The 23,441-nt window shown below is 66.6% G+C and carries 26 protein-coding genes; 11 read left to right on the top strand and 15 right to left on the bottom strand.

Going from position 1 to position 23,441, the window contains the following annotated elements; translation table 11 throughout:
* Positions 1–36 precede the first annotated feature (36 nt).
* The 3 genes from ubiA to ACH2CY_RS05090 are packed head-to-tail and all read left to right on the top strand — an operon-like array spanning position 37 to position 2,336.
* Positions 37–948 carry a 4-hydroxybenzoate octaprenyltransferase gene (gene ubiA, locus ACH2CY_RS05080; protein WP_395016659.1) on the top strand — a complete coding sequence of 304 codons (912 nt, stop codon included), beginning with the start codon at positions 37–39 and terminating at the stop codon, positions 946–948.
* Positions 945–1,610 carry a class I SAM-dependent methyltransferase gene (locus ACH2CY_RS05085; RefSeq protein ID WP_395016661.1) on the top strand — a complete coding sequence of 222 codons (666 nt, stop codon included), beginning with the start codon at positions 945–947 and terminating at the stop codon, positions 1,608–1,610. Before ubiA ends, ACH2CY_RS05085 begins: the two co-directional genes overlap by 4 nt.
* Before the next feature lie 9 nt (positions 1,611–1,619).
* Positions 1,620–2,336, top strand: coding sequence for an MOSC domain-containing protein (locus ACH2CY_RS05090; protein ID WP_395016663.1), 717 nt, complete (start codon positions 1,620–1,622; stop codon positions 2,334–2,336).
* Between the two features lie 165 nt (positions 2,337–2,501).
* Here the strand turns inward: ACH2CY_RS05090 and ACH2CY_RS05095 are convergent, their stop codons facing one another.
* From ACH2CY_RS05095 to ACH2CY_RS05110, 4 genes are all read right to left on the bottom strand, one after another.
* Entirely contained in the window at positions 2,502–3,137 is a 636-nt protein-coding gene (locus ACH2CY_RS05095; protein WP_395016665.1) for a peroxiredoxin, read from the bottom strand.
* Between the two features lie 55 nt (positions 3,138–3,192).
* Complete coding sequence (locus tag ACH2CY_RS05100; protein ID WP_395016667.1) at positions 3,193–4,047, bottom strand: carbon-nitrogen hydrolase family protein; 855 nt, start codon at positions 4,045–4,047, stop codon at positions 3,193–3,195.
* 27 nt (positions 4,048–4,074) lie between these two features.
* Positions 4,075–4,344 (bottom strand): glutaredoxin 3, encoded by a 270-nt coding sequence (grxC, locus tag ACH2CY_RS05105; RefSeq protein ID WP_395016669.1) that lies wholly within the window; start codon positions 4,342–4,344, stop codon positions 4,075–4,077.
* A gap of 86 nt (positions 4,345–4,430) precedes the next feature.
* Positions 4,431–5,180, bottom strand: coding sequence for a double zinc ribbon domain-containing protein (locus tag ACH2CY_RS05110; RefSeq protein ID WP_395016671.1), 750 nt, complete (start codon positions 5,178–5,180; stop codon positions 4,431–4,433).
* 47 nt (positions 5,181–5,227) lie between these two features.
* Here ACH2CY_RS05110 and ACH2CY_RS05115 point away from each other — a divergent pair, with 47 nt between their 5' ends.
* Entirely contained in the window at positions 5,228–6,121 is an 894-nt protein-coding gene (locus tag ACH2CY_RS05115; protein WP_395016673.1) for a methyltransferase domain-containing protein, read from the top strand.
* Here ACH2CY_RS05115 and ACH2CY_RS05120 read toward each other — a convergent pair.
* From ACH2CY_RS05120 to ACH2CY_RS05160, 9 genes are all read right to left on the bottom strand, one after another.
* Positions 6,118–6,756, bottom strand: coding sequence for a FecR domain-containing protein (locus ACH2CY_RS05120; RefSeq protein WP_395016675.1), 639 nt, complete (start codon positions 6,754–6,756; stop codon positions 6,118–6,120). The genes ACH2CY_RS05115 and ACH2CY_RS05120 overlap by 4 nt on opposite strands.
* A 138-nt stretch (positions 6,757–6,894) precedes the next feature.
* Positions 6,895–7,641 carry a FecR domain-containing protein gene (locus ACH2CY_RS05125; RefSeq protein ID WP_395016678.1) on the bottom strand — a complete coding sequence of 249 codons (747 nt, stop codon included), beginning with the start codon at positions 7,639–7,641 and terminating at the stop codon, positions 6,895–6,897.
* A gap of 166 nt (positions 7,642–7,807) precedes the next feature.
* Positions 7,808–8,539: a FecR domain-containing protein gene (locus tag ACH2CY_RS05130; protein WP_395016680.1), complete on the bottom strand. Its 732-nt coding sequence runs from the start codon at positions 8,537–8,539 to the stop codon at positions 7,808–7,810.
* 195 nt (positions 8,540–8,734) lie between these two features.
* A complete protein-coding gene (locus ACH2CY_RS05135; RefSeq protein ID WP_395016683.1) occupies positions 8,735–9,313 on the bottom strand; it encodes a FecR domain-containing protein in 579 nt (192 codons plus the stop codon).
* 214 nt (positions 9,314–9,527) lie between these two features.
* Complete coding sequence (locus tag ACH2CY_RS05140) at positions 9,528–9,785, bottom strand: hypothetical protein (protein ID WP_395016686.1); 258 nt, start codon at positions 9,783–9,785, stop codon at positions 9,528–9,530.
* 136 nt (positions 9,786–9,921) lie between these two features.
* Entirely contained in the window at positions 9,922–10,335 is a 414-nt protein-coding gene (locus tag ACH2CY_RS05145) for a (deoxy)nucleoside triphosphate pyrophosphohydrolase (protein ID WP_395016689.1), read from the bottom strand.
* Positions 10,336–10,346: 11 nt separating this feature from the next.
* Entirely contained in the window at positions 10,347–10,934 is a 588-nt protein-coding gene (locus tag ACH2CY_RS05150) for a GNAT family N-acetyltransferase (RefSeq protein ID WP_395016691.1), read from the bottom strand.
* On the bottom strand, positions 10,915–12,147 hold the full coding sequence (gene argJ / locus ACH2CY_RS05155; RefSeq protein WP_395016693.1) for a bifunctional glutamate N-acetyltransferase/amino-acid acetyltransferase ArgJ: 1,233 nt from the start codon (positions 12,145–12,147) through the stop codon (positions 10,915–10,917). Before argJ ends, ACH2CY_RS05150 begins: the two co-directional genes overlap by 20 nt.
* A 67-nt stretch (positions 12,148–12,214) precedes the next feature.
* Complete coding sequence (locus tag ACH2CY_RS05160; RefSeq protein WP_395016695.1) at positions 12,215–13,237, bottom strand: peptidylprolyl isomerase; 1,023 nt, start codon at positions 13,235–13,237, stop codon at positions 12,215–12,217.
* A gap of 270 nt (positions 13,238–13,507) precedes the next feature.
* Here ACH2CY_RS05160 and secA point away from each other — a divergent pair, with 270 nt between their 5' ends.
* From secA to ACH2CY_RS05175, 3 genes are all read left to right on the top strand, one after another.
* The gene (gene secA, locus ACH2CY_RS05165; RefSeq protein ID WP_395016697.1) at positions 13,508–16,279 is read left to right on the top strand and encodes a preprotein translocase subunit SecA; all 2,772 of its coding nucleotides are present in this window, start codon (positions 13,508–13,510) and stop codon (positions 16,277–16,279) included.
* 145 nt (positions 16,280–16,424) lie between these two features.
* Positions 16,425–17,000 carry a hypothetical protein gene (locus tag ACH2CY_RS05170; protein WP_395016699.1) on the top strand — a complete coding sequence of 192 codons (576 nt, stop codon included), beginning with the start codon at positions 16,425–16,427 and terminating at the stop codon, positions 16,998–17,000.
* Positions 17,001–17,095: 95 nt separating this feature from the next.
* Positions 17,096–18,031 (top strand): hypothetical protein, encoded by a 936-nt coding sequence (locus ACH2CY_RS05175; protein ID WP_395016701.1) that lies wholly within the window; start codon positions 17,096–17,098, stop codon positions 18,029–18,031.
* On the opposite strand, the gene ACH2CY_RS05180 is transcribed toward ACH2CY_RS05175, so the two are convergent.
* The gene (locus ACH2CY_RS05180) at positions 18,028–18,900 is read right to left on the bottom strand and encodes a 5-formyltetrahydrofolate cyclo-ligase (protein ID WP_395016703.1); all 873 of its coding nucleotides are present in this window, start codon (positions 18,898–18,900) and stop codon (positions 18,028–18,030) included. The genes ACH2CY_RS05175 and ACH2CY_RS05180 overlap by 4 nt on opposite strands.
* The gene (locus ACH2CY_RS05185; RefSeq protein WP_395016705.1) at positions 18,897–19,922 is read right to left on the bottom strand and encodes an NAD(P)H-dependent flavin oxidoreductase; all 1,026 of its coding nucleotides are present in this window, start codon (positions 19,920–19,922) and stop codon (positions 18,897–18,899) included. The genes ACH2CY_RS05180 and ACH2CY_RS05185 overlap by 4 nt, the downstream gene beginning before the upstream one ends.
* A 177-nt stretch (positions 19,923–20,099) precedes the next feature.
* On the opposite strand from ACH2CY_RS05185, the gene ACH2CY_RS05190 reads away from it, so the two are divergent.
* The 4 genes from ACH2CY_RS05190 to ACH2CY_RS05205 all read left to right on the top strand — a co-directional run bounded on the left by ACH2CY_RS05190 (position 20,100) and on the right by ACH2CY_RS05205 (position 23,281).
* On the top strand, positions 20,100–20,621 hold the full coding sequence (locus tag ACH2CY_RS05190; RefSeq protein ID WP_395016708.1) for a hypothetical protein: 522 nt from the start codon (positions 20,100–20,102) through the stop codon (positions 20,619–20,621).
* A gap of 44 nt (positions 20,622–20,665) precedes the next feature.
* On the top strand, positions 20,666–20,941 hold the full coding sequence (locus ACH2CY_RS05195) for a hypothetical protein (protein ID WP_395016710.1): 276 nt from the start codon (positions 20,666–20,668) through the stop codon (positions 20,939–20,941).
* A 130-nt stretch (positions 20,942–21,071) separates the two neighbouring features.
* Positions 21,072–22,184 (top strand): helix-turn-helix transcriptional regulator, encoded by a 1,113-nt coding sequence (locus ACH2CY_RS05200; RefSeq protein WP_395016713.1) that lies wholly within the window; start codon positions 21,072–21,074, stop codon positions 22,182–22,184.
* A complete protein-coding gene (locus ACH2CY_RS05205) occupies positions 22,181–23,281 on the top strand; it encodes a helix-turn-helix transcriptional regulator (protein ID WP_395016715.1) in 1,101 nt (366 codons plus the stop codon). The genes ACH2CY_RS05200 and ACH2CY_RS05205 overlap by 4 nt, the downstream gene beginning before the upstream one ends.
* Positions 23,282–23,441: the final 160 nt, after the last annotated feature.

Genomic DNA, 23,441 nt, shown 5'->3' on the forward strand with positions numbered 1-23,441 from the left:
TGGGCTCCCCGCCCAGCCACTAAGGTCCCGCAAATTATGAGCAGTGCCACCGACATTCAAGCCGGCGACTGGATCGACCGGCACGTTCCGGAAGCGATTCGGCCCTATCTCCGCCTCGCCCGGGTCGATCGGCCGATCGGCACCTGGCTGCTGCTGTTCCCCGGCTGGTGGTCGCTGGCGCTCGCGGCCCCGCCGGGCGGGCTGCCCGACGGCTATGTCATGGTGCTGTTCGCGATCGGCGCGCTGGTGATGCGGGGCGCCGGCTGCACCATCAACGACATCGTCGACCGCGACTTCGACAGGCAGGTCGCGCGTACCGCGACGAGGCCGCTGGCTTCCGGGGCGCTGAGCCTGAAACAGGCGCTGGTCTTTCTCGCACTCCAGCTCGCCGTCGCCTTCATCATCCTGCTGCAGCTGGAACCGCTCGCGATCAAGCTCGGCGTGCTCTCGCTGCTGCTGGTCGTCGCCTATCCCTTCATGAAGCGGATCACCTGGTGGCCGCAGGCCTTCCTCGGCCTCACCTTCAACTGGGGCGCGCTGATGGGCTATGCGGCGGTCACGAATGATCTCGCCTGGCCGCCGCTGCTGCTCTACGCCGCCGGCTTCTTCTGGACCCTGTTCTACGACACGATCTATGCCCACCAGGACAAGGAAGACGACGCGCTCATCGGCGTCAAATCCACCGCGCGCTATTTCGGCGACAAGACGCGCAGCTGGCTCACCGGCTTCGCGATCGCGACCATCCTGCTGCTGATGCTGGTGGTGATGACCGCGGGTCTCGGCTGGGTGGCGAAGCTCGGCGTCATCGGGGTCGCGCTGCATCTCGGCTGGCAGACGGTCTCCTGCAATTTCGACGATGCGAAGAATTGCCGCGACACCTTCTACAGCAACCGCTTCATCGGCTGGATCCTGCTCGCCGGGCTCGTCATCGCCAAGCTGATGCAGTGAGTGTTCCACCATCCACGCCGGAACAACGGCGCAGCTTCATCCAGTCGCAGACCGCGCTCGCGTCCCCGCCGCTGACGCCGGAGATCAAGCTCAACCTCGCGACCGAGATCACGCCGATCTGGGAAGCGACCGAGGCGACGCTCGAAGCCAACAACCTGCCGCCGCCCTATTGGGCCTTCGCCTGGCCCGGCGGCCAGGCGGTGACGCGGTTCCTGCTCGATCACCCGCAATGGGTCCGGGGCAAGCGCGTGCTCGATTTTGCGGCCGGCAGCGGACTCTCGGCGATCGGCGCAAGGATGGCCGGCGCCGAGCGCGTCCAGGCCAACGAGATCGACGACTTCGCGATCGAGGCGATCCTGCTGAACGCGGCGTCGAACAACATCGCGGTCGACGTGTTGCGCCACGATCTGATCGGCCGCAACGAAGGCTGGGATGTCGTGATCGCCGGCGACGTGTGTTACGAGAAGCCGATGTCCGACCGCGTCATCCCCTGGCTGCGCGGGCTCGCCGGATCCGGCGTCACCGTGCTGATGGGCGACCCCGGCCGCGCCTATCTGCCGGCGCAGGGCTTGGTGGAGGTCGCCAGCTACGACGTGCCGACCTCGAAGGAATTGGAAGACCGCGAGCTGCGCGTGACCCGCGTGCTCAGATTGATGCCTTAGGAGTTGCGTATGCAGGTTTCGGCGCTCTGGCTCTATCCCGTCCAGTCGCTGCGCGGGCAGAAGATGGAGGCGCTGGATTTCGCGCCGGACGGCCTGCGCCTGGACCGCTGGTTCGGCATCCGCGACGTCGAGACCGGCGGCATGGTCGGCTCGTCGATGGGCAAGAAGGCCTGGCTGCCGCTGATCACCTGGGATGCGGTCATCGTCGACGCTGGTGCGGCGCCGAAGGTCGAGATCCGCTTTCCCGATGGCGGTCACCTGGTGAGCGACGACGCGGATGCCGATCGCGTGCTCTCCGATCGCCTCGGCCGCGCCGTCGAGCTCAAGGGCAGGGACGGCATCAAGGCCGATCACCGCTACCGCATGGCCTCCTGCCACCTGCTCACCAGCGCCACGCTGAAGCGGTTGCGTGCAAGCTATCCCGAAGGCGATTTCGCGCCGGAGCGGTTCCGCCCGAACATGGTGCTGGATTGCGGCGACACGGTTGGTTTCATCGAGCAGCCCTGGCTCGGACACCTCATCCAGGCGTCATCCGGCGCGGTGCTGGAAGGCACCGAGGATTGCGCCCGCTGCGCGCTGACCACCCGCGCGCAAGGCGACCTGCCCAGCGACCCCAAGATCCTGCACACGGTGATGCTGGAAAACGGCACCAACGCCGGGATCTACGCGAAAGTCTCGCAGGCGGGACGGGTGGCGGTGGGGGATTTGATTTCGGTGGAGAAGTAGCGTGAGGGGTCACGTCGACCCCTCACCCTGTCCCTCTCCCGCAAGGGGAGAGGGGACGCTGTTGCGAGAATCTTAGAACTCTCTCACACCGCAGCGAAAAGAACCACCCTCTCCCCCTGCGGGAGAGGGCTGGGGTGAGGGGTCGACGGGTCTCTCCGTTCAGCCTTACAGATTCGGCTGCTTCGTCGTGCGCAGGTACGGCTTGATCTTCTTGTAGCCCTTGGGGAAGAGCTTGTCGGCGTCGGCGTCGCTGACCGCCGGCACGATGATGCAGTCTTCGCCGTGCTTCCAGTTGACCGGCGTCGCGACCTTGTAGTTCGCGGTCAGCTGCAGCGAGTCCAGCACCCGCAGGATCTCCTCGAAGTTGCGGCCGGTCGAAGCCGGATAGGTGATGATCAGCTTCACCTTCTTGTCCGGGCCGATCACGAAGACCGAGCGCACGGTCAGCGTGTCGTTCGCGTTCGGGTGGATCATGTTGTAGAGGTTCGAGACCTTGCGGTCGGGATCGGCCAGCAGCGGGAAATTCAGGGCATGGCCCTGCGTCTCCTTGATGTCGCCGGCCCAGGCCTTGTGGTCGGCCAGCGGATCGACCGAGAGGCCGACTACCTTGGTGTTGCGCTTCTCGAATTCCGGCTTCAGGCGCGCGACCTCGCCCAATTCGGTGGTGCAGACCGGGGTGAAGTCCTTCGGATGCGAGAACAGGATGCCCCAGCCGTTGCCGAGATATTCGTGGAACTTGATCTTGCCTTCGGTCGAATCCTGCTCGAAGTCAGGGGCGGTATCGCCGAGTTGCAGGGCCATGGTGTCCTCCTTCTGCCTTGTGACGGTCCGATGAAAAATCTGAATGGGACTATTGCTATTCGCCGGCGACGCGCAGAACGGGCTGCGGCCGCGCATAGTCCCGGTCATGGCGCAGCGACGGTATCATGGCCCGCGCCGCCGCCACCTTCGAAAAATCGAGTTCGGCTGTGACGATGCCCACCTGCTCGCCGGCTTCCGCCAAAATCTCACCCCAGGGGGCAACGATCAAGGAATGGCCATAAGTGCGCCGGCCACCGGCATGCTGGCCAGATTGCGCCGGCGCCAGCACGAAGGCGCCGGTCTCGATCGCGCGCGCCCGCAGCAGCACATGCCAATGCGCCTCGCCGGTCGGCACGGTGAAGGCCGCGGGGATGCCGATCAGTGCGGCGCCCGCATGGGCGAGATCGCGATAGAGCTGCGGGAAGCGCAGGTCGTAGCAGACCGTCATGCCGAGCGGCCCGAACGGGGTCGGCGCCAGCACCGCCTGCGAACCCGGCCGGATGCGCTCGGATTCGCGATAGACCTCGCCGTTCGGCAGGTCGACGTCGAACAGATGGATCTTGTCGTATTGAGCGATCAACCGGCCCTGGTCGTCGATCAGGAAGCTCCGATTGGCGAGCCGCTCCGGCTCGACCCGGATCGGCATCGAGCCGATCAGCAGCCAGACGCCGAACTCCTTCGCGAGCTTCGCGAAGAATGGCAGCCCGGGATGCTCATCCTGGGTGAAGGACTTGGCCAGCGCCAGTTCGCGGTTGGGCTCGATGATGCTGGTATTCTCGGGGGTCGCGATGAACTTCGCGCCGCCGGCCGCGGCTTCGCGAATCAGCGCCGCGGCGGCGTCGAGATTGGGCTGGACCTCGGGTCCGGCCGTCATCTGCACGCAGGCGAATTTCACCGCGGCGTCGGTCACGCGAAAACTCCCAGATTTGCGGTCGCGTTACTCCGCGGCCGGTTGGGCCAGCATGGGGGCGAGACCCCCGGCGCGGTCAAGCGCGTATAAATCGTCGCTGCCGCCGACATGCTTTCCGTTGATGAAGATCTGCGGTACCGAAGTCCGGCCGCCGGCCCGCTGCACCATCTCCGCCCGGCGCTTGGAATCCGCCATGACGTCGATCTCCTCATACGGCACCTGGCGGTCGTCGAAGAGACGCTTCGCCCGGTAGCAATAGGGGCAGATCATGGTCGTATAGATTTCGACTTTGGCCATTTCACACCATTGGGGTGGGACCAACCCTCCCACGGGGTTCCTTAATAGATCGCCTCTCCTGTCCATTTTGGCAAGGCTCGAGCCTCCTAATCGGCCCGCACCACCTTGGCCAAAGCCAGGACATCGACATTGCGGGCACCGGCCGAAATCAAGGCCTTAGCTGCCGACTCGACGGTCGCACCCGTGGTGATCACATCGTCGATCAAGAGAATGCGCCGGTTGGTGACCGCCACCGCCTGGCGCTCGGCGACCGCGATGGCGCCCTTCACGTTGCGGAACCGGGCGAGCCTACCGAGATGGCCCTGGCTGCGGGTCGCCCGGCGCCGGCACAGCGCCTCGGGCAGGACCGGCAGCTTGGCGGTGCGGCCGATCGCCTGGGCGAGCAAAGCCGCCTGGTTGAAGCGGCGGCTGGCAAGCCGGGTCCAATGCAGCGGCACCGGTACGATCAGCTCGGTCGATTCCAGCAACACGGCGCCGGCCCGGGACATCCAGCCGGCCAGCGCCGGGACGCTCTCGGTGCGGTCGGCATGTTTCAGCCCGATGACCAGGTCGCGGCTTTCGTCGTCATAGCGGAAGACGGCGCGGGCGCGATCATAGGCCGGGCGTTTCTGCAGGCAGGCGCCGCAGAGCGATTCCGCGCCGGCGTCGAAGGGGAAGGGCTGGCCGCAGCAGGCACAGCAGGGGGCGCCCAGCCAGGTGAGCTTGCGCCAGCAATCCGGGCAGAGGCCCTGCGCCTGGCTCAGGATATCGCCGCATTTCAGGCAGCGCGGCGGCAGCACCGCATCGAGCACGGTGCGGGAGACGCGGCCGGAGAGGCGCCCCAGATTCTGCAGCATGGGCGCCAGTCTAGCGGGCCGTCGCGCGATGCTCTAGTACTGCGCGCATGAGCACGCCCGGCACCCCGCCGAAGATTTTCGACCGCGCCCTGCTGCGCCGGCGCCGCGAACGCGCCGCGCGGGTCATCGATCCCAAGCGCGACTTCCTGTTCGCGGAATCCGGCGAGCGGATGCTGGACCGGCTGGACGACGTCACGCGGCGCTTTCCGCTGGCCCTCGACCTCGGCAGCCGCGACGGCCTGCTCGGCCGCCTGCTGCAAGGGCGCGGCGGAATCGAGGCCTTGATCCAGGGCGACCTTTCCTTGGGCATGTTGCGCAGGGCCGGCGGCCAGGTGCTGCAGCTCGACGAGGAAGCCCTGCCCTTCGCGCCGGAGAGTTTCGACCTGGTGCTGGCCAATCTAGCGCTGCATTGGACCAACGATCTCCCCGGCGCGCTGGCGCAGATCCGGCATGTGCTCAAACCCGACGGCCTCTTTCTCGGTACGCTGTTCGGCGCGGGGACGCTGGCTGAGCTCCGGAGCGTGCTGATGGAGGCCGAGATCGCCGAGACCGGCGGCGCCAGCGCCCGCGTGGCGCCTTTCGCCGATCTCCGTGATGCCGCCGGGCTGATGCAGCGCGCGGGCTTCGCGCTCCCGGTCGCCGATGTCGAGACGGTGACGGTGACCTATGCCGGGTTGATGCCGCTGCTGGCCGATCTCCGCGCCATGGGCGAAGCCAACATTCTCGATGCGCGGCTGAAGCGGCCGACCCGGCGCGCGGTGATCGCCCGTGCCGCGGCGCTCTATCAGGAGAAGTTCGCGATGCCGGATGGCCGGGTCCCGGCGAGCTTCCGGCTCATCTTCCTCACCGGCTGGGCGCCGCATGAATCGCAGCAGCAGCCGGCGCGCCGCGGCAGCGGCAAGGTCAACCTCGGCGAGGTGCTGCGGCCGGGGCGGGACTAGAAGCCCGGCGTGCCGCCCGGCCCCTGCTGATTTTCCGTCTCTCCGCTGCCGGCGCGGCGATGCTCGGGCGGATCGCTCGGGTCGCCGTCACCGCCGAGATCGGTCGAGGGGTTGGTGCCCCCGAAATCGCCGTTGCCGCCGCTTCCGAAAGTGGCGCCCTGGCCTTCCTCGATGTCCATGTCGTCATTGGTGACGTCGTTATGCCCATCGACGCTGCCTTCGTTGACCGTCGTATCGGTGGTGCCGTCCGGATGGACGTGCACGGTCACGTCGGTGCCGCGCAGCACCAGGGTGGCGGTCGGCGTCTTGATGACGGTCTTGCCCTTCGGCATCTCGCCGGTGACGAAGCGCAGGGTGCCGACCGAGATCTTGATCAGCGCATTGCCCTCGGCCTTGGTCGGATCGAACACGAAGGCGTCGATCAAGACCTTGGACTTCGCGCCGATCGCCAGCGTCGAATCGTCGATGAAACGGATCAGCGCCGAACTGCTTTCGACCGTCTCCAATTCCTCCTGGAACTGGACCGGGTCGCCCTGGCGCTTGACCGATTGGCTGCCTTGCGGCGGCACGCCGTAGACGGTGCGCTGGACCTGCGCCATGGCCCCGACCTCCGCCGCATCGGCGGCGGTGCTCATGAGAAGGCACAATCCGGCTGCGACGGCAGCGGCAAGTTCAGAACACCGGCCCACGCATCGTCTCCCCAATTGGAATCGATGCCTAGCTTACGGACTCCCTGGACCGGGGTCCAGCGCTTGCCGCCGCTGCGGGTCGCGTCAGATGCAGTCGCAGCCGCCGTCGTCGTCGCCGCTATCGTCGCCGCCCATGTCGGTATCCGACGTTCTCGCCGTGGCCGGCCGGTCCGGCTCCGGCGCATCGGCCCGGCGGTGCTCCGGCACCTCGTCGCCCCCGTTCTTGGCGGGAACGCTGCCGAGGCTCGGCGCGTCGTCGCTCTCAAAGCGGGTCGTGCCGTCGCTGCCGATGGTCGAGCCTTCCCCGGGCAGCATGTTGGTCACCTCGTTGGTGACCATGTTCTGCGCCTCCACCTTGCCCTCATAGACAGTGGTGTCGGTGGTCCCGTCGGGATGAACGTGCACCACCACATCCGTGCCGCGCAGCGTCAAGGTGGCGGTCGGCGTCTTGATGACCACGCCGCCCTTGGGCATGTCGCCGGTGACGAAGCGCAGGGTCCCGACCGAGATGTCGATCAGGGCGTTGCCTTTCGCATGCTCCGGGTCGAACACGAACGCGTCGATGACGACCTTGGACTTGGCGCCCAGGCTGAGCCGCGAATCGTCGATGAACCGAATCAGCGCGCCGCTTTCGTCCAAGGTCTGCAGGGTCTCCTGGAAGACGACCTTGTCTCCCTTGCGCTTGACCGCTTCGCTACCTTGCGGCGCCACGCCGTAGACGTTCTGGCGGACCTCTTCCATCGCGCCGACATCCATCGCCTCGGCGATGCCGGCACGCAACAGTACACTCATCGCCGCGACAGCCGCGGCGATTTTCCAACTCTTTTCCAACGGATGACTCCCCAGTCACAATTCGGCCGCGATTTCGGGCCGGTCTTTTCTCACGAAGCCTTCAGGGCGAAGGCAGGCACTCAGGTCAATTCAGTCTGCTCCAGTCACGGCCGCGGGCCGGGCCTGATCGAGATCAGCCCGGCCCGGCCGATGGGTTCAAGGTTTCTCAGCCGCCGAAGCCGCCGGTGCTGTTGCCGCTCGGTGTGCTGCGGGTGGGCTCGCTGCGATCGTTGCCGCGGCGCTGCTCCGGCGTGCTGTTGTTGTTGCCGTTGCCGGTCTTGGTGGTGATCCCGTCATCGACGGCCGGATCGCCGGTCTCGTCCTGGTCGGTCGCGCCGAATCCGGTGCTGCTGATCTGCAGGCTGTTGCCTTCGTCGACGATCGTATCCTCGTTGGTCAGCTTGTTGTGGACCTTGACGCTTCCTTCCTCGACCACCAGCAGCGTGTCGGTGCTGCTGGTCAGGACTTTGACGATGGTGCCGCGCAGCACCATGGTCGCGGTCGGCGTGTCGATGGTGGTCTGGCCTTTCGGCATCTCGCCGGTCACGTAGCGCAGGACGCCGGCCGGGATCGAGATCAGCGCCTTGCTGTTGGCGTCGCCGGGGGCATAAACGAAGTTGTCGACCACGACCTTGCTGCTGGCGCCGAGCGTCAGCTTCGAGCCGTCGTTGAACTTCACCAGCATGCCGCTCTTCTGCAGCGTCTCGAGCATTTCCTGGTAGACGACGCCGTCGCCACGGCGCTTGGCTTCGCGCGCGGCCGCCGGCGGCGTGCCGAAGGCTGCTTCCTGCACCGCCTCGACGTCACCCACCGGCGGGGTGGAAGCCGCGCCATAGGCGACGGCAATGGTGGCGGCGCCAAACAGGATGGTGGCGATGGCGGTGTGGATCGAGCGCATGATCGAATTCCCCTCAGCTACTGTTCCGACGCGATTGCCGCTGAGATAGAAGGGGTCCGGCATTCCGTCGAGTGATCTTAGTCACTTTCGGCTGCCGGGCGCGAACAACAGGATGTGTGTATCGCGCCCGGCTCCCGTCCTTGCAATCTGGCCGATCTGGTGCCCCGCAGCATCGTTTGGGCGGCACCAGTTAGGTTACTGCAGCTCCGCGGTGCTGGTGGTGACGCCGGCCGGGGTGATGTCCACGCTCTGGCCGGCGTTGTAGACCAGTTCCTGGCCGGTGGTCCGGGACCGCACGGTGACGACGCCTTCCTCCACCATCAGGTGGGTGTTGCCGCGCTCGTTCACGGCGACGGTGATGTCGGCGCCGTTGAGCTGCATGGTCGCGGTCGGCGTGTAGATGGTGGTGTGATCCTTCGGCATCGCGCCGGTCACGTAATGCATCCTGCCTTCCGGCAGCGAGACGATGGCGTTGGCCACCTTCTGCTCCGGCTTGTAAACATAGGCGACGACGAAGGCCTTGCTTTCGGCGCCGAGGTCGAGCTTCGAGCCGTCGGTGAACTTCACCTTCATGCCGCCGGACTTCGAGGTCTCCAGCAGCTCGCGATGCTGGACCGCATCGCCGGCCTGTTTCAGGGTCTTGGCGTGGCTGGGCGCGGTGCCGTACGCCATCTCTGCGACGGTCTCCACCACGCCGGCGTCGCTGGCCAGCGCCGCGCTGCTCAAGACTGCAGTGAAAGCGGCCGCGACTGCGGCGATGATCTGAGTACGCATCGAGAGGTCTCCTGGATAAGGTTAGTTTTCGATGAACGGCGGCGACATTTACGCGCCTCGAGCGAATGGGTCGAGTGACGTGCCGCACATGTTCAACCAACCGGCGTGATGCCGGTCACAGAGACCTGTTCAAAGCGGGGAGCAGCGCCGCGCTAGGCGCGCGCCGGCGCGATCCAGCGGTGGCGGGATCGCGCCGGGCATGCTGTCGGCCGGCTCAGTCGCCGTCGCCGCCGTCACCGCTCTCGCCGCCGCCCGACGAGTCGGACTGGCCGCCCGAACCCTCGGACGAGCGGTCGCTGCGACCGGTGCGCCCGGAATCGCCGGAGCGCTCCTTGCGGCGATATTCGACGTCGCTGCTGGCGTCGGTCGGCATCGCGTTCTCATCGCTGCTGGAGACATTGGCTTGGCCATTCTCGCCGGCCATCTGGTTGGCGGTGCCAACCTCCTCGGCGGAAGCCAGATTGGCCATCATAAGCCAAGCCGCAGATCCAATGGCCAAAAACAGTCGGGTATGCATGATCGGTCGATCTCCTTGTTGTGGGAAGATCCACATAAAGGCGACCGACTCTATGCAACAGTGAGCAAGCTCACCCCCATGCCTCAGGGGATCACAGCAGGTCCTGCAGCATCGCAATCAGCGGCTTGTCCGCCGGCGGCATCGGATAGTCGCCGAGCTTCAGCGGCCTGACCCAGGCGAGCGTCTGCCCTTCGCGCGGCCGCATCACGCCCTTCCAGCGCCGGCAGACATAGAGCGGCATCAGCAGGTGAAATTTCTCGTAGCGATGCGAGGCGAAGGTGAAGGGTGCCAGGCAAGCCTCGGTCACATCGATATCGATTTCTTCCTTGAGCTCGCGGATGAGTGCCGCTTCCGGACTCTCGCCCGGATGGATCTTGCCGCCCGGAAACTCCCAGAGCCCGGCCATGGCCTTGCCTTCCGGACGCTGCGCCAGCAGCACGCGCCCGTCCACGTCGACCAAAGCGACGGCGACGACGGTGAGGATCGGCAGAGCGGATTCAGTCATGGCAGGTGACATCAGACGGTGGTCGCCTGGGCCGCGGCCCATTGCGCGCGGGTCAATTGGCGGATGATCACCGGCAGCGGATGGCCGCGGACGTCGGACGGTCGCTCGCCGGCGCCGACGATGACGAAACCGTTCTTCTCCATCACCCGGTGCGAGGCATCATTGGTCGGCACCGCGGCGCCCCAGATCTCCGGCAGGTCGAGCTCGGTGAAGGCGAAGCGCACCAGCCGGCCCACGGCTTCGGTGGCATAGCCCTCGCCCCAATAGCGCTTGCCCAGCCAATAGCCGAACTCCATCCCGGTTCCGGCCTCGGCGGGCTGCAGGCCGATGCAGCCGACCAGCCGCCGATCGCTGTTGCGCTCGATCGCGAAGGCGACTTCCTCGTCGGGCACCCGGGTGCCGGACCAGGCGGCCCAGCGCTTCTGCTGGCTGGCGATGAACTCCTCAGCCATGCCGCGGTTATATGGGAATGGGATCGACGTGGTGTAGCGCACGACGTCCCAGTCGTTGACCTGCTCGGCGATCGAAGGGGCATCGGCTGCGTGGAGCGGCCGCAGGCGGAGCCGCTCGGTCGTCAGCTCAACTGCGATAGTCGGCATTGATCTCGATGTAGCGGTGGGTGAGGTCGCAGGTCCAGACCCGCGCCTTGCCCGTGCCGACGCCGACATCGACCTCGATCCTGATATCGCGGCTCTTGATATGCTTGGCGACCGGCGCTTCGTCGTAGTCGGCGACGCGCTGGCCCTTGGCGGCGATCAGCACGCCGCCGATCTTGATCGCGAGCTTGTCGCGCTCGGCCTTCTCGCCGGCCTTGCCGACCGCCATGACGATGCGGCCCCAGTTGGCGTCCTCGCCGGCGATCGCCGTCTTCACCAGCGGCGAGTTGGCGATCGAGAGCCCGATGCGCCGCGCCGCGGCGGCACTGGCGGCACCGGTCACATCGATGGTGACCAGCTTCTCCGCACCCTCGCCGTCCATCACCACCTGAACCGCGAGATCGGTCAGCAGGGTGTCGAGCGCGACGCGGAATTCCTTCAGCAGCGGATCGCCGGCCGATTTCGGCTTCGGATTCTTCGCCGCACCGGTCGCCGCCAGCAGCAAGGTGTCGCTGGTCGAGGTGTCGCCATCGACGGTGATGCAGTTGAAGGACCTATCCGCGCCCTTGGCCAGCAGCGTCTGCAGGATATCCGACGGCAGCTTCGCATCGGTCGCGACGAAGGCCAGCATGGTCGCCATGTCCGGCGCAATCATGCCGGAACCCTTGCAAATCCCGTTCAGGGTGACCGTGACGCCGCCGATCTTCGCTTCGCGGCTGGCGAGCTTCGGAAAGGTATCTGTCGTCATGATCGCCGCGGCGGCTTCCGCCCAGGCGTCGGCCTTGAGCGCCGCCTTCAGCGCCGGGAGGTTGGCGGTGATCTTTTCGGCCGGCAGCGGCTCGCCGATCACGCCGGTCGAGGCGACGAAGATCTCGCCGCGCTTGCAGCCCAGGGTCTTGGCTGCGGCGTCCACGCAGGCCTCGGCGGCTTGGCGGCCGAGCTTGCCGGTGAAGGCGTTGGCGTTGCCGGCATTGACCAGGATCGCCCGTGCCTTGCCGCCCTTGAGATGCTTGCGGCAGAGATCGACCGCGGCGGAGGGAGAGAGCGACCGGGTGAGCACGCCGGCCATGGTCGAGCCCGGCGCGAGCTCCATCAGCATGACGTCCGGGCGGCCCTTATAGCGGATGTTGCATTCGCGGATCGCCAGGCGCACGCCGGCCAGCGCCGAGAGTTGCGGCGCATGAGTAGGCGCCAACGGCGAGACCTTGTGGCTCATCTCATTTCCCCCGAAATGCGCGTGCCTCCCGTCGCGGAAGGCACGCGGTGCTCTCGCGCTGTCTAGCTTATTGCGGCTGGTTGCTGGGCGCCAACGGCAGTTTGTACTCTTCCTTGCCGTATTCGACCTTGGCCGCCTTGATCAGGTCCTCGACCTCGCTGTGGATCACTTCCTGGGTCTTGGCCTGGCGCAGGTCGTCCTTGCGCTGCTCGTATGGCGCCGGGGTCTGCATCCTTGAATCGGTGATCTTGATGATGTGCCAGCCGAACTGGCTCTTCACCGGCAGCTTGCTGACATCGCCGCGCTGCATGGCGAAGGCGGCGTCGGAAAACTCCTTCACCATGGTGCCCTTGGTGAACCAGCTGAGGTCGCCGCCCTGCTCGCCGCTGCCCTTGTCGATCGACTTCTCCTTGGCCAAGGTCGCGAAGTCGGCGCCGCCTTCCAGCTGCTTGATGATCTCCTTGGCCTCGTCCTCGGTCTTCACCAGGATGTGGCTGGCGCGGATCTCGATCTGCGGCGGATTTTCCGCCAGCGCGGCGTCGTAAGCCTGCTTGAGGGATTCTTCGGTGACCCGCTCGCTGACGATCTTTTGGATGTAGATCCGGCTGATCGCATCTTCCTCGGCCTGCTTGACGATGCGCTTCACTTCGGGATCGTCGGCCAGGCCCTGCTCGCGGCCTTTGGCCTCGACCAGCCGGATGCCGATCAGGCGGTTCAGCAATTGCGGGAACAGCTTGTCGATCTGCGCCTGGTACTGCGGCGGCAGGTCGGAGGCGGAATCCAGCACGTCCTGGCGGGTGATCTGCGTGCCGTTGATGGTCGCCACCACTTCCGCGGGATCGGCCGGGGCGGGGGCCGGCGCGCCGTTGGCGGTCGGCGTCGGGGTGCCTTCCGGCGCAGCCTCGGCCGGGGCCGCCGGCGTCTCGGTCGCCGGCGCCTGGGCGTCCGGCGCGGGGGTCGTGGTTTCCGTATTGGTGGTATTGGTCGTGGCGTCCTGGGCGCCCGCGGGGCCGCCGCTCAGAACCAATCCAGCAGTCGAGAAGGCAACGGCGCCGGCAAGCAGAGCGGCGCGAAACGACACATTTGGCATCAGCCGGGATCTTTCCTGGTTCCGGGGTTCGCGGGGCCGGCCTCTGGTTCCAACTCCCAGAACGAGGCCGGAAGGCGGCGTTTTGCGCCGCAAACGGGCGGCATCATGCCGAACCGCCCCACCCGATACAAGCGGAAACCCAGCCAAAGTATCCAAGGAAATCAACGCAAATCGATGAGATTCCCGTGACTTCCTGCTCCGTTGACAGGCCCCCTCCGGGGACCTATCTGTTGCCCACCTATAAAGCCGGAAATCAAAGGTTTTTTGAACATGTTCGCGGCGCTTGCCAAGCGGGTCTTCGGATCCGCCAACGACCGTTTCATCAAGTCTCTCAATTCGACGGTCGCGGCGATCAACGCGCTGGAGCCGGAAGTCCAGAAACTGGACGACGAGTCCTTGAAGGCCCGCACCGCCTGGCTGCGCGACCGGCTGGAGAAGGGCGAGACGCTCGACGACATCCTGCCCGACGCCTTCGCGACGGTGCGCGAGGCGGCGATCCGCACGCTCGGCCAGCGGCACTTCGATGTGCAGATGAAGGGCGGCGTCGTGCTGCACCAGGGCAAGATCGCCGAGATGAAGACCGGCGAAGGCAAGACCCTGGTGGCGACCCTCCCGGTTTACTTGAACGCGATCGAAGGCAAGGGCGTCCACGTCGTCACCGTCAACGACTACCTGGCCAAGCGCGATTCCGAATGGATGGGCCAGGTCTACCGCTTCCTGGGCCTCACCGTCGGCGTGATCGTGCATGGGCTCAACGATGCGCAGCGCCGCGAGGCCTATGCCTGCGACATCACCTACGGCACCAACCACGAGTTCGGCTTCGACTATCTGCGCGACAACATGAAGTTCCGCCTGGAGGACATGACCCAGCGGCCCTTCAACTACGGCATCGTGGACGAGGTCGATTCGATTCTGATCGACGAGGCGCGCACCCCGCTCATCATCTCCGGCCCGACCGAGGACAACTCGGAGCTCTACAACAAGGTCGACAAGCTGATGGCGCATCTGAAGCCCAGCGACTTCGAGAAGGACGAGAAATCCCGCCACGTCGCCTTCACCGAGGAAGGCACCGAGCATATCGAGCAGCTGCTGAAGGGCGTCGGCTTGCTGAAGCAGGGCGCGCTCTACGACATCTCGAACATCGCTCTGGTGCACCACGCCAACCAGGCTTTGCGCGCCCATACCCTGTTCAGCCGCGACGTCGATTACGTGGTGAAGGACAACAAGGTCGTTATCATCGACGAGTTCACCGGCCGCATGATGGAAGGCCGCCGCTATTCCGAGGGCCTGCACCAGGCGCTGGAGGCCAAGGAAGGCGTCGAGATCCAGAACGAGAACCAGACCCTGGCCTCGATCACCTACCAGAACTATTTCCGCATCTTCCCCAAGCTCTCCGGCATGACCGGCACGGCGATGACCGAGGCGCCGGAATTCTCCGAGATCTACGGCCTCGACGTGATCGAGATCCCGACCAACAAGGCGGTCAGCCGCGAGGACGAGGAAGACGAGGTCTATCGCTCGGCGCGCGAGAAATACGACGCGATCATCGGGGAGATCAAGAAGGCGCGCGAGCGCGGCCAGCCGGTGCTGGTCGGCACGGTCTCGATCGAGAAGTCGGAAGTGCTGTCGTCGCTGCTGAAGCAGAAGGGAATCCCGCACTCGGTGCTGAACGCCCGCTACCACGAGCAGGAGGCGCATATCATCGCCGAAGCCGGCGTGCCGGGTGCGGTCACCGTCGCCACCAACATGGCCGGCCGCGGCACCGATATTCAGCTGGGCGGCAACCTGCAGATGCGGGTCGAGCGCGAGACCGCGGGGATGACCGATGTCGCCGCGATCCAGGCGAAGATTGCCGAGATCAAGGCCGACATCGCCGCCAAGCGCGAGCAGGTCCTGAATTCCGGCGAAGTCCTGGTCATCGACGAGGCGAAGAAGAAGACCGAGACCTTCCCGGGCGGCCTGTTCATCATCGGCACCGAGCGGCATGAGAGCCGCCGCATCGACAACCAGCTCCGCGGCCGCTCCGGCCGCCAGGGCGATCCCGGCCGATCCAAGTTCTATCTCTCGCTCGAAGACGACCTGATGCGGATCTTCGCCCCGGCGCGCATGGACAGCATGCTGCAGCGCCTGGGCCTGAAGCAAGGCGAGGCGATCGTCCATCCCTGGGTCTCGAAGGCATTGGAGAAGGCGCAGCAGAAGGTCGAGGCGCGCAACTTCGACATCCGTAAGAACCTGCTGAAGTTCGACAACGTGATGAACGACCAGCGCAAGGTGATCTACGAGCAGCGCCGCGAGCTGATGGCCGCCGAGGATCTCAAGGAAGAGATCGCCACCATGCGCAAGGAGACGGTGGATCAGCTGATCTCCGCGCATATCCCGGAGAAGGCCTTCGCCGAGCAATGGGATGCCGCCGGCCTGCACGAGGAAGTGCTGCGCATCTTCGGCATCGATCTTCCGGTGGTCGACTGGGCCAAGGAAGAAGGCATCGCCGACGAGGCGATCCGCGAGCGGGTCACCGACGCGGTCGACCGCAAGGCGGCCGAGAAGGCCGCCAATATCGGCCCCGAGGTGATGCGCTCGATCGAGAAGTCGCTGCTGCTGCAGCTTCTCGACCAGAACTGGAAGGAGCACCTGCTCTCGCTCGACCATCTGCGGCACGGCATCGGCCTGCGCGCTTACGGACAGCGCGATCCTCTGAACGAGTACAAGCGCGAAGCCTTCGAGATGTTCGAGGCGATGCTGGATCGCCTGCGCGAGCAGATCACCACCTTGCTCGCCCATGTCGAGATCCGGGCCCAGGAGCCGGCGCCACCGCCGGCCGTCACCGCCGCGCCCGTCCCCGCGCCGCAAAGCGGCGGCGCACGCCAGGTGATCGCGCAGGGCGGGGGTGCCACCAACGGCGCCTCCCGCACCAAGGCCGACCTGCCGGCGGGCGTCGATCCCAACAACCCGGCGACCTGGCCGCAGCTCGGCCGCAACGCCGAATGCCCCTGCGGCTCCGGCAAGAAGTACAAGCACTGCCACGGCCGCCTGACGGCGTAACGACTCGACGCCTCGGCGGAAAAGCAACATTGCGGATTGCGGCGCGCCACCAGCGGTGAGCGCGCCGTAATCCGTTTAGACTATTGCCCATCGCGCTGCATTCCTCTCACCTCGCCCGGCTGAACCGCGATGAGGAGGCGAGGTCATGTCCAAGGCTGCTTGCTGCAGAGTTGCCCGCCGGATGCACCCCTGGCTCGGCTTCCTGGCGGGATCATGGCTCGCGACGGCGGCGGCCTTCGCCGGCGATCTCACCGAGGAGAACATGACCCAGCGCGACTTCAACGCGCTGACCGAAATGGCGCCGAGCGGTTCCACCGATACGCTGGAGGAAGCGCCGACCCCGGTTCACAACATCAACGAAGCTACCGAGAAATTCATCAAGGAGCCGAAGCCGGGCGCCCCGCCGATCGGCAAGAAGATGATCAAGGGCGAGGATTGGAAGGCCGAGACGGCGGAGCAGCGCAATGTCCATATCCGCAACATCCGCGAGAACGCGCCGCCCGGGAGCTGGGTGGTGATCTCCGTGCCCGACGGCGACGTATGGGTGTTCTTCGACGCCGAGCAGAACTACGTCTTCCTGAACATGTATGTGGTTCGCCAGTGGGGTGACTGGGAGAAGGCCGAATTGCCGGTCGCCGTGCCGCGTGGGCGGAAAGTGTCGCAGAGTGACCGTCGCGGCGGCAGCGGCGAAGGCGTGGCCTTCGCCCCGAAAGAGCCTTAGCCGGACTGCCTCGGGACATAGTCCGTTTGCATTATTGCCTCCGGCCCCCGCCTGCCCCTGACTAGGGGTGGGGACGCGAGCGTGTGGAGGCCGAGATGCGCGGTTTCGAGGGTGGCGTTGGCCGGACCCGGATCATTGTTCCGGCATTGGCGTCGTTGATCTTCGCTTTGCTTCCCGAAGTCGCTTGGTCCGACTCCACCGACCCGATCCCGGATATCGAGATCACCGCCGACGAGTTCGACGATACGATCGCCTTCACACCCGACGACGATACCGAAGCGGCAATTCCGCCGCTCGAGGTGCACGAGATCGACGCCGCCAAGGCCACCGCGGCCGGCGGCCAGAAGGTCGTGGACGGCCGAGTATGGCTCGACGCGGACGACTACGACCGCAACGACATCCTCAACGAGGTCGAAGCCGACCTGCCCAAGGACACGATCCTGGTCATCGACGTTTCCACCGGCGACATCTGGCAAGTGCCGCTCGCTGACGGTGCGCTGCTGCCTGACGGATTCCGCCCCTGGACCGACGAGGAATATGATTGGCTGGATGAGGATTGGTATCCGCCGCGCATCAGCTGGGGCCCGCTCACGGTCAAGGGATTCCTGCGGGTCGGCGCCGTCGACAAGCGCGAAGACACCAGCGATGAGATCGAGCCTGTCCGCTATCTCAAGACCTTCGGCCCGATCGGCCAGCAGGAGATCAGAAGCCTGCAGGGCCGTCAGGTGGCGCTGATGGCGACCTGGCTGCGGGAAACGCCGCTGCAGCGCTACCTCAGGATGGTGATGCTCTATAACTACTTCTCGCGGCTGCCGCAGTTCCAGGGCGCGGACAACCGGTTGATCTTCGCCCTCATGGTGCCGGACGGCGCGCTCTATGCGCTGCCCTATTTCCAGTATCGCGACATGCTCGCCCGCAGCGGCATTCAGGCCTGGTCGCTCTATGACATGGCGATGCTGCCGGTCGTTCTGACGCTGGTCGACCGGCAGATCCGGGGCGAGCGGCTGGTGATCGGCCCGCTGCGGGACTAGGCGGTCTTCAGCGTCGCCAGCAAGGCTGCGAGTGTCGCGTGCAACGCGTCGTCGCGGACGCGCGGCAGCAGCGCCGCCAGGATAGCCTCGGGTGCGCCGCCGTCCGGTGACGGCGGCGCCTCGACCCCGACCTGCCACAGCGCATAGTCGATGAGCGCTTGGCGTTCCGGCGCCAAGGCGCCCCGCAGGCAGCCGAGCGCGGCCGTGATCTCCGCCGGCGTCGCGAAGCCGGCATAGGCCGCATCGGCCTCATCGAGATAGCAGACCTTCGAGGCGGGGGCAGCCTCGGGCGTGAGCGCGCCGATCTCAGTCACGATCGCCGCCATCGCGATGTCATGCGGTTGCGGCTGGATGCTGGCAAGGCGGAACATGCTGAAGCCGACGCCGATCGCCGCGACCGCAGCGCCGGGCTTGGCCGCCCCCAATTTCGCGAGTGTCCGGTCGAAGAAACCGCCGCCGTAGCCGAGGCGATAGCCGGCGCCGTCATAGCCGACGATCGGCGCGATCAAGGTCCGTGGCTCGACTTCGGTCGGATCGGCAGGCACCGGAATGTCCCAGAAGCCGCGCTCCATCTTGGCGCCCTGGGTCCAGTGCCGAAAGGTGAGCGGCTCGCCGAGCTTCACGCAGACCGGCAGGCAGACCGCGATCCCCGCTGCGTCCAGTTCGCGCATCAGCGGTTTGAGATCGGGCTCCGCCTTGATCGGCCAGTAGAAGGAGATCGGCGCGGGCCGGTCCTTCAGCACCGGCTTCAATTGCTCGATCAGCCGACGCGAGAGATCCTCGCGCACCGCTGTCGTCATCGCGGCGCGCGCGGCCAGCAGCTTCTGCCGCGCTCCCTTGCGCCAGACGCGGACCTCCGGCCAGTTCATGCGGTGATCGCGGCGGCATTGGCGCGGATCGCCGCGATGGCTTCCGCCATAATGCGCTCGACGATCGCGCGGGCGGGCTCGATCGCATTGACCCGCGCGACCCCGTCGCCCGAATAGAGCGCCATGGCTTCCAGGTCGCCGGTGGTCCGCCGCAACGGCGAATTGGTGTCGAGGCGGTGGATCGGATTGCCGTCGTCATGACCGATGACCTCGCGCGGCATCTCATCCGGATCGTAACCCCAGAGCTTGTCGCCGGCGGCCTCGGTCTGGCTGTTCTTCAGGACCCGCACCGGCGCGCCCTTCGGCCAGTTGATCACGAAGAGATCGGTATGCACCGTCTCATCCGGCCCGGCCGCGACCAGGCGCTGCTTGTGATAGTCATGGGCGAAGGATTCGACGCTGGCGAGGAAGGCGGTGCCGCAATGGATGCCGTCGCCGCCCAGCGCCAGGGCCGCCGCCAGGCCGCGGCCGTCGACGATGCCGCCGGACGCGGCGACCGGCACCTCCACCGCGTCGGCGACTTCCGGCAGCAGCACCGACAGGCCGCGTCGGCCCCAGACATGGCCGCCCGCCTCGACGCCCTGCACGATGATCACGTCGGCGCCGGCATCTTCCGCCTTCTTGGCGTCGGCAACCGAGCCCACCTGGTAGAGCACCAGGCAGCCGGCCCGCTTGGCCTTCGCGATCGCCGCGGCATCGACATCCCAGAAGAAGCACATCGCCGGCACTCCGGCGTCGAAGCAGGCGGCGAGCTCGTCTTCCAGCAGCTTCGGCTGGGTGCAGGCGGGAATGAGGTTGACGCCGAAGGCGCGGTTGGTGCGCTGGCGGACCGCGGCGATCTCTTGGGCGATCAGCGCCGGGGATTCCCGGACCATGCCGAGCAGGCCGAAGCCCCCGGCCTGCGAGACGGCGGCGGCGAGCTCGGACCGCGCCGGCCCGCCCATCCCCGCCGAGATGATCGGATAGCGGCAGCCCAACCGCTCGGTCAGCGGGGTGGCGATGGTTTCCTGAGCCTCATCCATGGCGTCTCAACTCCTCTCGGCGAAATATAGTATCGCATTCCGATGCACGGGATAGCCTGGCCGCGCCTTCGAATAGTCCGTTTGCATTATTGAACCGCAAGGGGTCGCGCTGTGAAGTCCATGGCGGGGACGGCACGAATGGAGGCAGAGATGCATCTTTGGGCACGCTTACTCCTGATGTCGCTGCTGCTCGCATGGCCCTCTGGGGCGAGCTGGTCCGACGACGATCCACCCAAACCCACCCAGGACGAGGTCCGCGCCAACACGCGGATGGCCGTGGCACCGGACCAGACCGAACCGGCGCAGCCGCCGCAGCCGATCCATCCGCTCAGCAAGGCCCAGCGCAAGGCGCTCAAGGATGAGCATCGTGTCTACAGCGGCAAGGACTGGAAGGGGCTCACGCCCGAGCAGCGCGACGCCGTCATCCGCGGGCTGCGGGAGCGCAACACGCCTGGCTCGATCTTCCTGATCGATGTGCGGACCGGGGACATTTACAAGTTCGATCCGCTGCCGCCGACCGAGGACCGGAACAAGACCGAGGCGCAGCGGCTGTCGGAGACCTACGGGGTGCCGATCCGCTACTTCAACATGGAGACCGACCTCGTGGCCCTGCCGACCTCCGTCAGCAGCAGCGACTCGTCGCAGACCAATCGCAACAACCTTGACTACGCGTTGCGCGGCATTTCGCTCAAACCCTGACCGGTCGGGATCGCACGTCTGCGTCACTCTTTGGGAGGCAAAAGATGAAGCGCGGGGGTTGGATCAAGGCGATCGGCCTCATCATGGCGATGGTCACGACCCAGGGCGGCTGCATCGACCCGCGGGGGCAGTCCAATGCGAGGCTGCGCGACTACAGCCTGATCGGCGAGGAAAAGGCGATCGACCCGGAGACCGGCGATACCGTCGTCACCTCGCATTGGGAATACGAGGACGGGGTCACAACCACAACCAAGCGGCGCATTCCGCGCGGCCATGAGGATCGCCGGTGGGATCGGCCGCCGCCGCGTGTCGTCGATTGAGATCGGCGGTTGCGGGTGATGATTAACGGCGTATTCCGCGCGCCCTGGTGCTTCGGGCTATTGACAGGTCCCTGTCTGGAGCCTCACGCTGCATGCGGGGCGGTTGTCGTCTGTGTCGGTGGGGCTCGGCATGGAACAGGCATACGCGGTGGAGGACCTGATCGGCGGCATCTACGATGCCGCGGCCGATCCGGACATGTGGGCGAATGCGATCGGGCAGATCGTCGAAGCCACCGGCTGCCGCACCGGTGTGTTCTACGAGCACGACCTTGCGACCCATCAATCGCAGCCGCTCGGCTTCCATCGCTTCAACACCGAGTTCATGCAGGAGTACGTGGCGCATTACGGTGCGCTCGATCCCTGGAACGCGCGCGTCATGCAATGGCCGGTCGGCGTCGCTGCGCCGACCTATGCGCTGATGCCCGAGGAGGAGTTCCGCCGCACCGAGTTCTACCAGGATTATCTGCGCCGCACCGGCGCCTTCTACGGCCTGGGCGGCCTGGTCGAACGGGCCGACGGCCGGATCGCGGTGTTCGGCGTCCAGCGTGGATATGAGGATGGCCGTTTCTCGGCGGAATCGGTTGCGCTGGTCGGTGCCCTGATGCCGCACCTCAAACGCGCCTACCGCATGCACAGCGCGATCGGCCAGGCGCGGCGCGACCGCGAGACCTTCGAGGAAACGCTCCGCCTGGTCCCGCAATCGGTGCTGATCGTCGACCGCGACGCCCGCCTGGTCTTCGCCAACGATGCCGCCGGGCGGATGCTGGCTGCGGGCGACGGTATCCGGTTGAGCGCCGGGCGCCTGGGCGCCGCGCATCGCGACGACCGGGAGGCCTTCGCGGCCTTGCTCAACCCCGCGGGCGCCCTGGTGGAGACCGGCGCGGTCGCGGCCCTGCGCCGCCCGCTCAACCGCCGCCCGCTGCTGGTCCAGGCGGTGCCGCTGCGGATCAACGGCCGCTTCGATCCCGCCGGTCGTATTGTGCTGCTGATCGACCTCGATCCGCCCGCGCGTCCGTCGCCCGACCGTCTGGCGGCGCTCTTTGGGTTGACTGCGGCGGAGGCCAGGCTCTGGGCCGATCTCGCGACCGGCGCCACGCTCGCCGAGATCGCCCGCCGCCGCCAGGTCAGCGTCAACACCTTGCGGGTGCAGCTTGCCAAGCTGTTCGACAAGGTCGGCGTGCACCGCCAGGCCGACCTGGTGCGCCGTGCCATGGAATTGCGCGGGCCGGAGCCGGAGCGATGACGAGCGGCGCGGACCTGATTGGCGGCATCTACGACGCCGCGACCGAGCCGGCGCTCTGGAACGATGTGATGCTGCGGCTGGTGCGAAAGACCGGCGCCCGCAGCGGCATCTTCTACGACCATCACAACGTGACCCGGCAGTCCCGCATCCTCGGCATGGAAGGCTTCGAGCAGCATGCGCTCGAGCGCTATGAGCAGTATTACGGTGCGCTGGATCCCTGGCACAAGGCCGGGCTGTCCTGGCCGGTCGGCTCGGTGGCGCAGACTCCCTCGCTGATCCCCGACAGCGAGTTGAAGCGCACCGAGTTCTACCAGGATCACCTCCGGCCGCAGAAGCTGTTCTACGCGATGGGCGGCCCGGTCGAGCGCACGCGCAGCCATATGGCGGTGTTCGGCATCCAGGGCAGCTACGAGAACGGCTTCTTCTCGCCCGAGATCCAGGCGCTGGTGACCGCGCTGGCGCCGCATTTCCGCCGTGCCTACCGGATGCAGCAGGCCCTCGACAGCGTGCGCCGCGAAGGCATGGCGTTCGAAACGGTGCTGCATCTCTTGCAGCAACCGGTGCTGGTGGTGGACCGCGAGGCCCGGCTCAGCTTCGCCAACGCGGCCGGCGAGCAGCTGTTGCGCGAGGCGACGCTGCTGCGCCTGGTCGGCGGCCGCCTGCGCGCCGCGCACCGCGGCGACGTCGCTGCATTCGCCGCCGCATTGGCTCCGCAAGGCGCGGGCGACTCTGGCAGCCTGGTCTTGCGCCGGGCCGCCGCCAAGGCGCCGGTGATGGTCCGGATCATGCCGCTGCGCCGGCCGAACCGCGCCGAATGGTCGGGCCGCGTCGCGCTGATGGTGGAACTCCCGCCGCCGCCGCGCGGGCTCGACACCTGGGCCGCCGCCTTTCGCCTCTCCCCGGCGGAGACCCGGCTTTGGGCAGCCCTCACCGCCGGCCGGCGGCTGATCGAAATCGCCGACGAATCCGGTGTCAGCGTCAACACGCTGCGGGTCCAGCTGCGCACCCTGTTCCAGAAGACCGGCGTGCACCGCCAGGCCGATCTGCTCCGCCTCGCCCTCGAGGCCCCCCGCCCCACGAGCGATCCTGGGACCTAGCCCTCTCGCGGGAATTCACGGAGGCATTCTAACCTGATGATTTGCGGTTCAAGGGGCGTTCAACCGCAGCTTTTTGGCGGCCGGCCGCCGCTGCCAGACCGGAATCCTATGAAATCCGGAATTCCGGGTCGAAATCCTTATAATTTCCGGCCAATAGGCA

Origin of the sequence: Dongia sp. (genome assembly GCF_041905885.1) — a bacterium.
In the GTDB taxonomy this organism is placed as follows: domain Bacteria; phylum Pseudomonadota; class Alphaproteobacteria; order Dongiales; family Dongiaceae; genus Dongia.

Excerpts from the sequence above, each read along its gene's own strand:
- ACH2CY_RS05115 (WP_395016673.1), top strand. The coding sequence starts at position 5,228 with ATGAGCACGCCCGGCACCCCGCCGAAGATTTTCGACCGCGCCCTGCTG.
- secA (WP_395016697.1), top strand. The coding sequence starts at position 13,508 with ATGTTCGCGGCGCTTGCCAAGCGGGTCTTCGGATCCGCCAACGACCGT.
- ACH2CY_RS05160 (WP_395016695.1), bottom strand. The coding sequence starts at position 13,237 with ATGCCAAATGTGTCGTTTCGCGCCGCTCTGCTTGCCGGCGCCGTTGCC.
- ACH2CY_RS05145 (WP_395016689.1), bottom strand. The coding sequence starts at position 10,335 with ATGACTGAATCCGCTCTGCCGATCCTCACCGTCGTCGCCGTCGCTTTG.
- ACH2CY_RS05195 (WP_395016710.1), top strand. The coding sequence starts at position 20,666 with ATGAAGCGCGGGGGTTGGATCAAGGCGATCGGCCTCATCATGGCGATG.
- ACH2CY_RS05185 (WP_395016705.1), bottom strand. The coding sequence starts at position 19,922 with ATGGATGAGGCTCAGGAAACCATCGCCACCCCGCTGACCGAGCGGTTG.
- ACH2CY_RS05170 (WP_395016699.1), top strand. The coding sequence starts at position 16,425 with ATGTCCAAGGCTGCTTGCTGCAGAGTTGCCCGCCGGATGCACCCCTGG.
- ubiA (WP_395016659.1), top strand. The coding sequence starts at position 37 with ATGAGCAGTGCCACCGACATTCAAGCCGGCGACTGGATCGACCGGCAC.
- grxC (WP_395016669.1), bottom strand. The coding sequence starts at position 4,344 with ATGGCCAAAGTCGAAATCTATACGACCATGATCTGCCCCTATTGCTAC.
- ACH2CY_RS05180 (WP_395016703.1), bottom strand. The coding sequence starts at position 18,900 with ATGAACTGGCCGGAGGTCCGCGTCTGGCGCAAGGGAGCGCGGCAGAAG.
- ACH2CY_RS05140 (WP_395016686.1), bottom strand. The coding sequence starts at position 9,785 with ATGATGGCCAATCTGGCTTCCGCCGAGGAGGTTGGCACCGCCAACCAG.
- ACH2CY_RS05175 (WP_395016701.1), top strand. The coding sequence starts at position 17,096 with ATGCGCGGTTTCGAGGGTGGCGTTGGCCGGACCCGGATCATTGTTCCG.
- ACH2CY_RS05205 (WP_395016715.1), top strand. The coding sequence starts at position 22,181 with ATGACGAGCGGCGCGGACCTGATTGGCGGCATCTACGACGCCGCGACC.
- ACH2CY_RS05110 (WP_395016671.1), bottom strand. The coding sequence starts at position 5,180 with ATGCTGCAGAATCTGGGGCGCCTCTCCGGCCGCGTCTCCCGCACCGTG.
- ACH2CY_RS05190 (WP_395016708.1), top strand. The coding sequence starts at position 20,100 with ATGTCGCTGCTGCTCGCATGGCCCTCTGGGGCGAGCTGGTCCGACGAC.
- ACH2CY_RS05120 (WP_395016675.1), bottom strand. The coding sequence starts at position 6,756 with ATGAGCACCGCCGCCGATGCGGCGGAGGTCGGGGCCATGGCGCAGGTC.
- ACH2CY_RS05135 (WP_395016683.1), bottom strand. The coding sequence starts at position 9,313 with ATGCGTACTCAGATCATCGCCGCAGTCGCGGCCGCTTTCACTGCAGTC.
- argJ (WP_395016693.1), bottom strand. The coding sequence starts at position 12,147 with ATGAGCCACAAGGTCTCGCCGTTGGCGCCTACTCATGCGCCGCAACTC.
- ACH2CY_RS05130 (WP_395016680.1), bottom strand. The coding sequence starts at position 8,539 with ATGCGCTCGATCCACACCGCCATCGCCACCATCCTGTTTGGCGCCGCC.
- ACH2CY_RS05090 (WP_395016663.1), top strand. The coding sequence starts at position 1,620 with ATGCAGGTTTCGGCGCTCTGGCTCTATCCCGTCCAGTCGCTGCGCGGG.
- ACH2CY_RS05150 (WP_395016691.1), bottom strand. The coding sequence starts at position 10,934 with ATGCCGACTATCGCAGTTGAGCTGACGACCGAGCGGCTCCGCCTGCGG.
- ACH2CY_RS05095 (WP_395016665.1), bottom strand. The coding sequence starts at position 3,137 with ATGGCCCTGCAACTCGGCGATACCGCCCCTGACTTCGAGCAGGATTCG.
- ACH2CY_RS05200 (WP_395016713.1), top strand. The coding sequence starts at position 21,072 with ATGGAACAGGCATACGCGGTGGAGGACCTGATCGGCGGCATCTACGAT.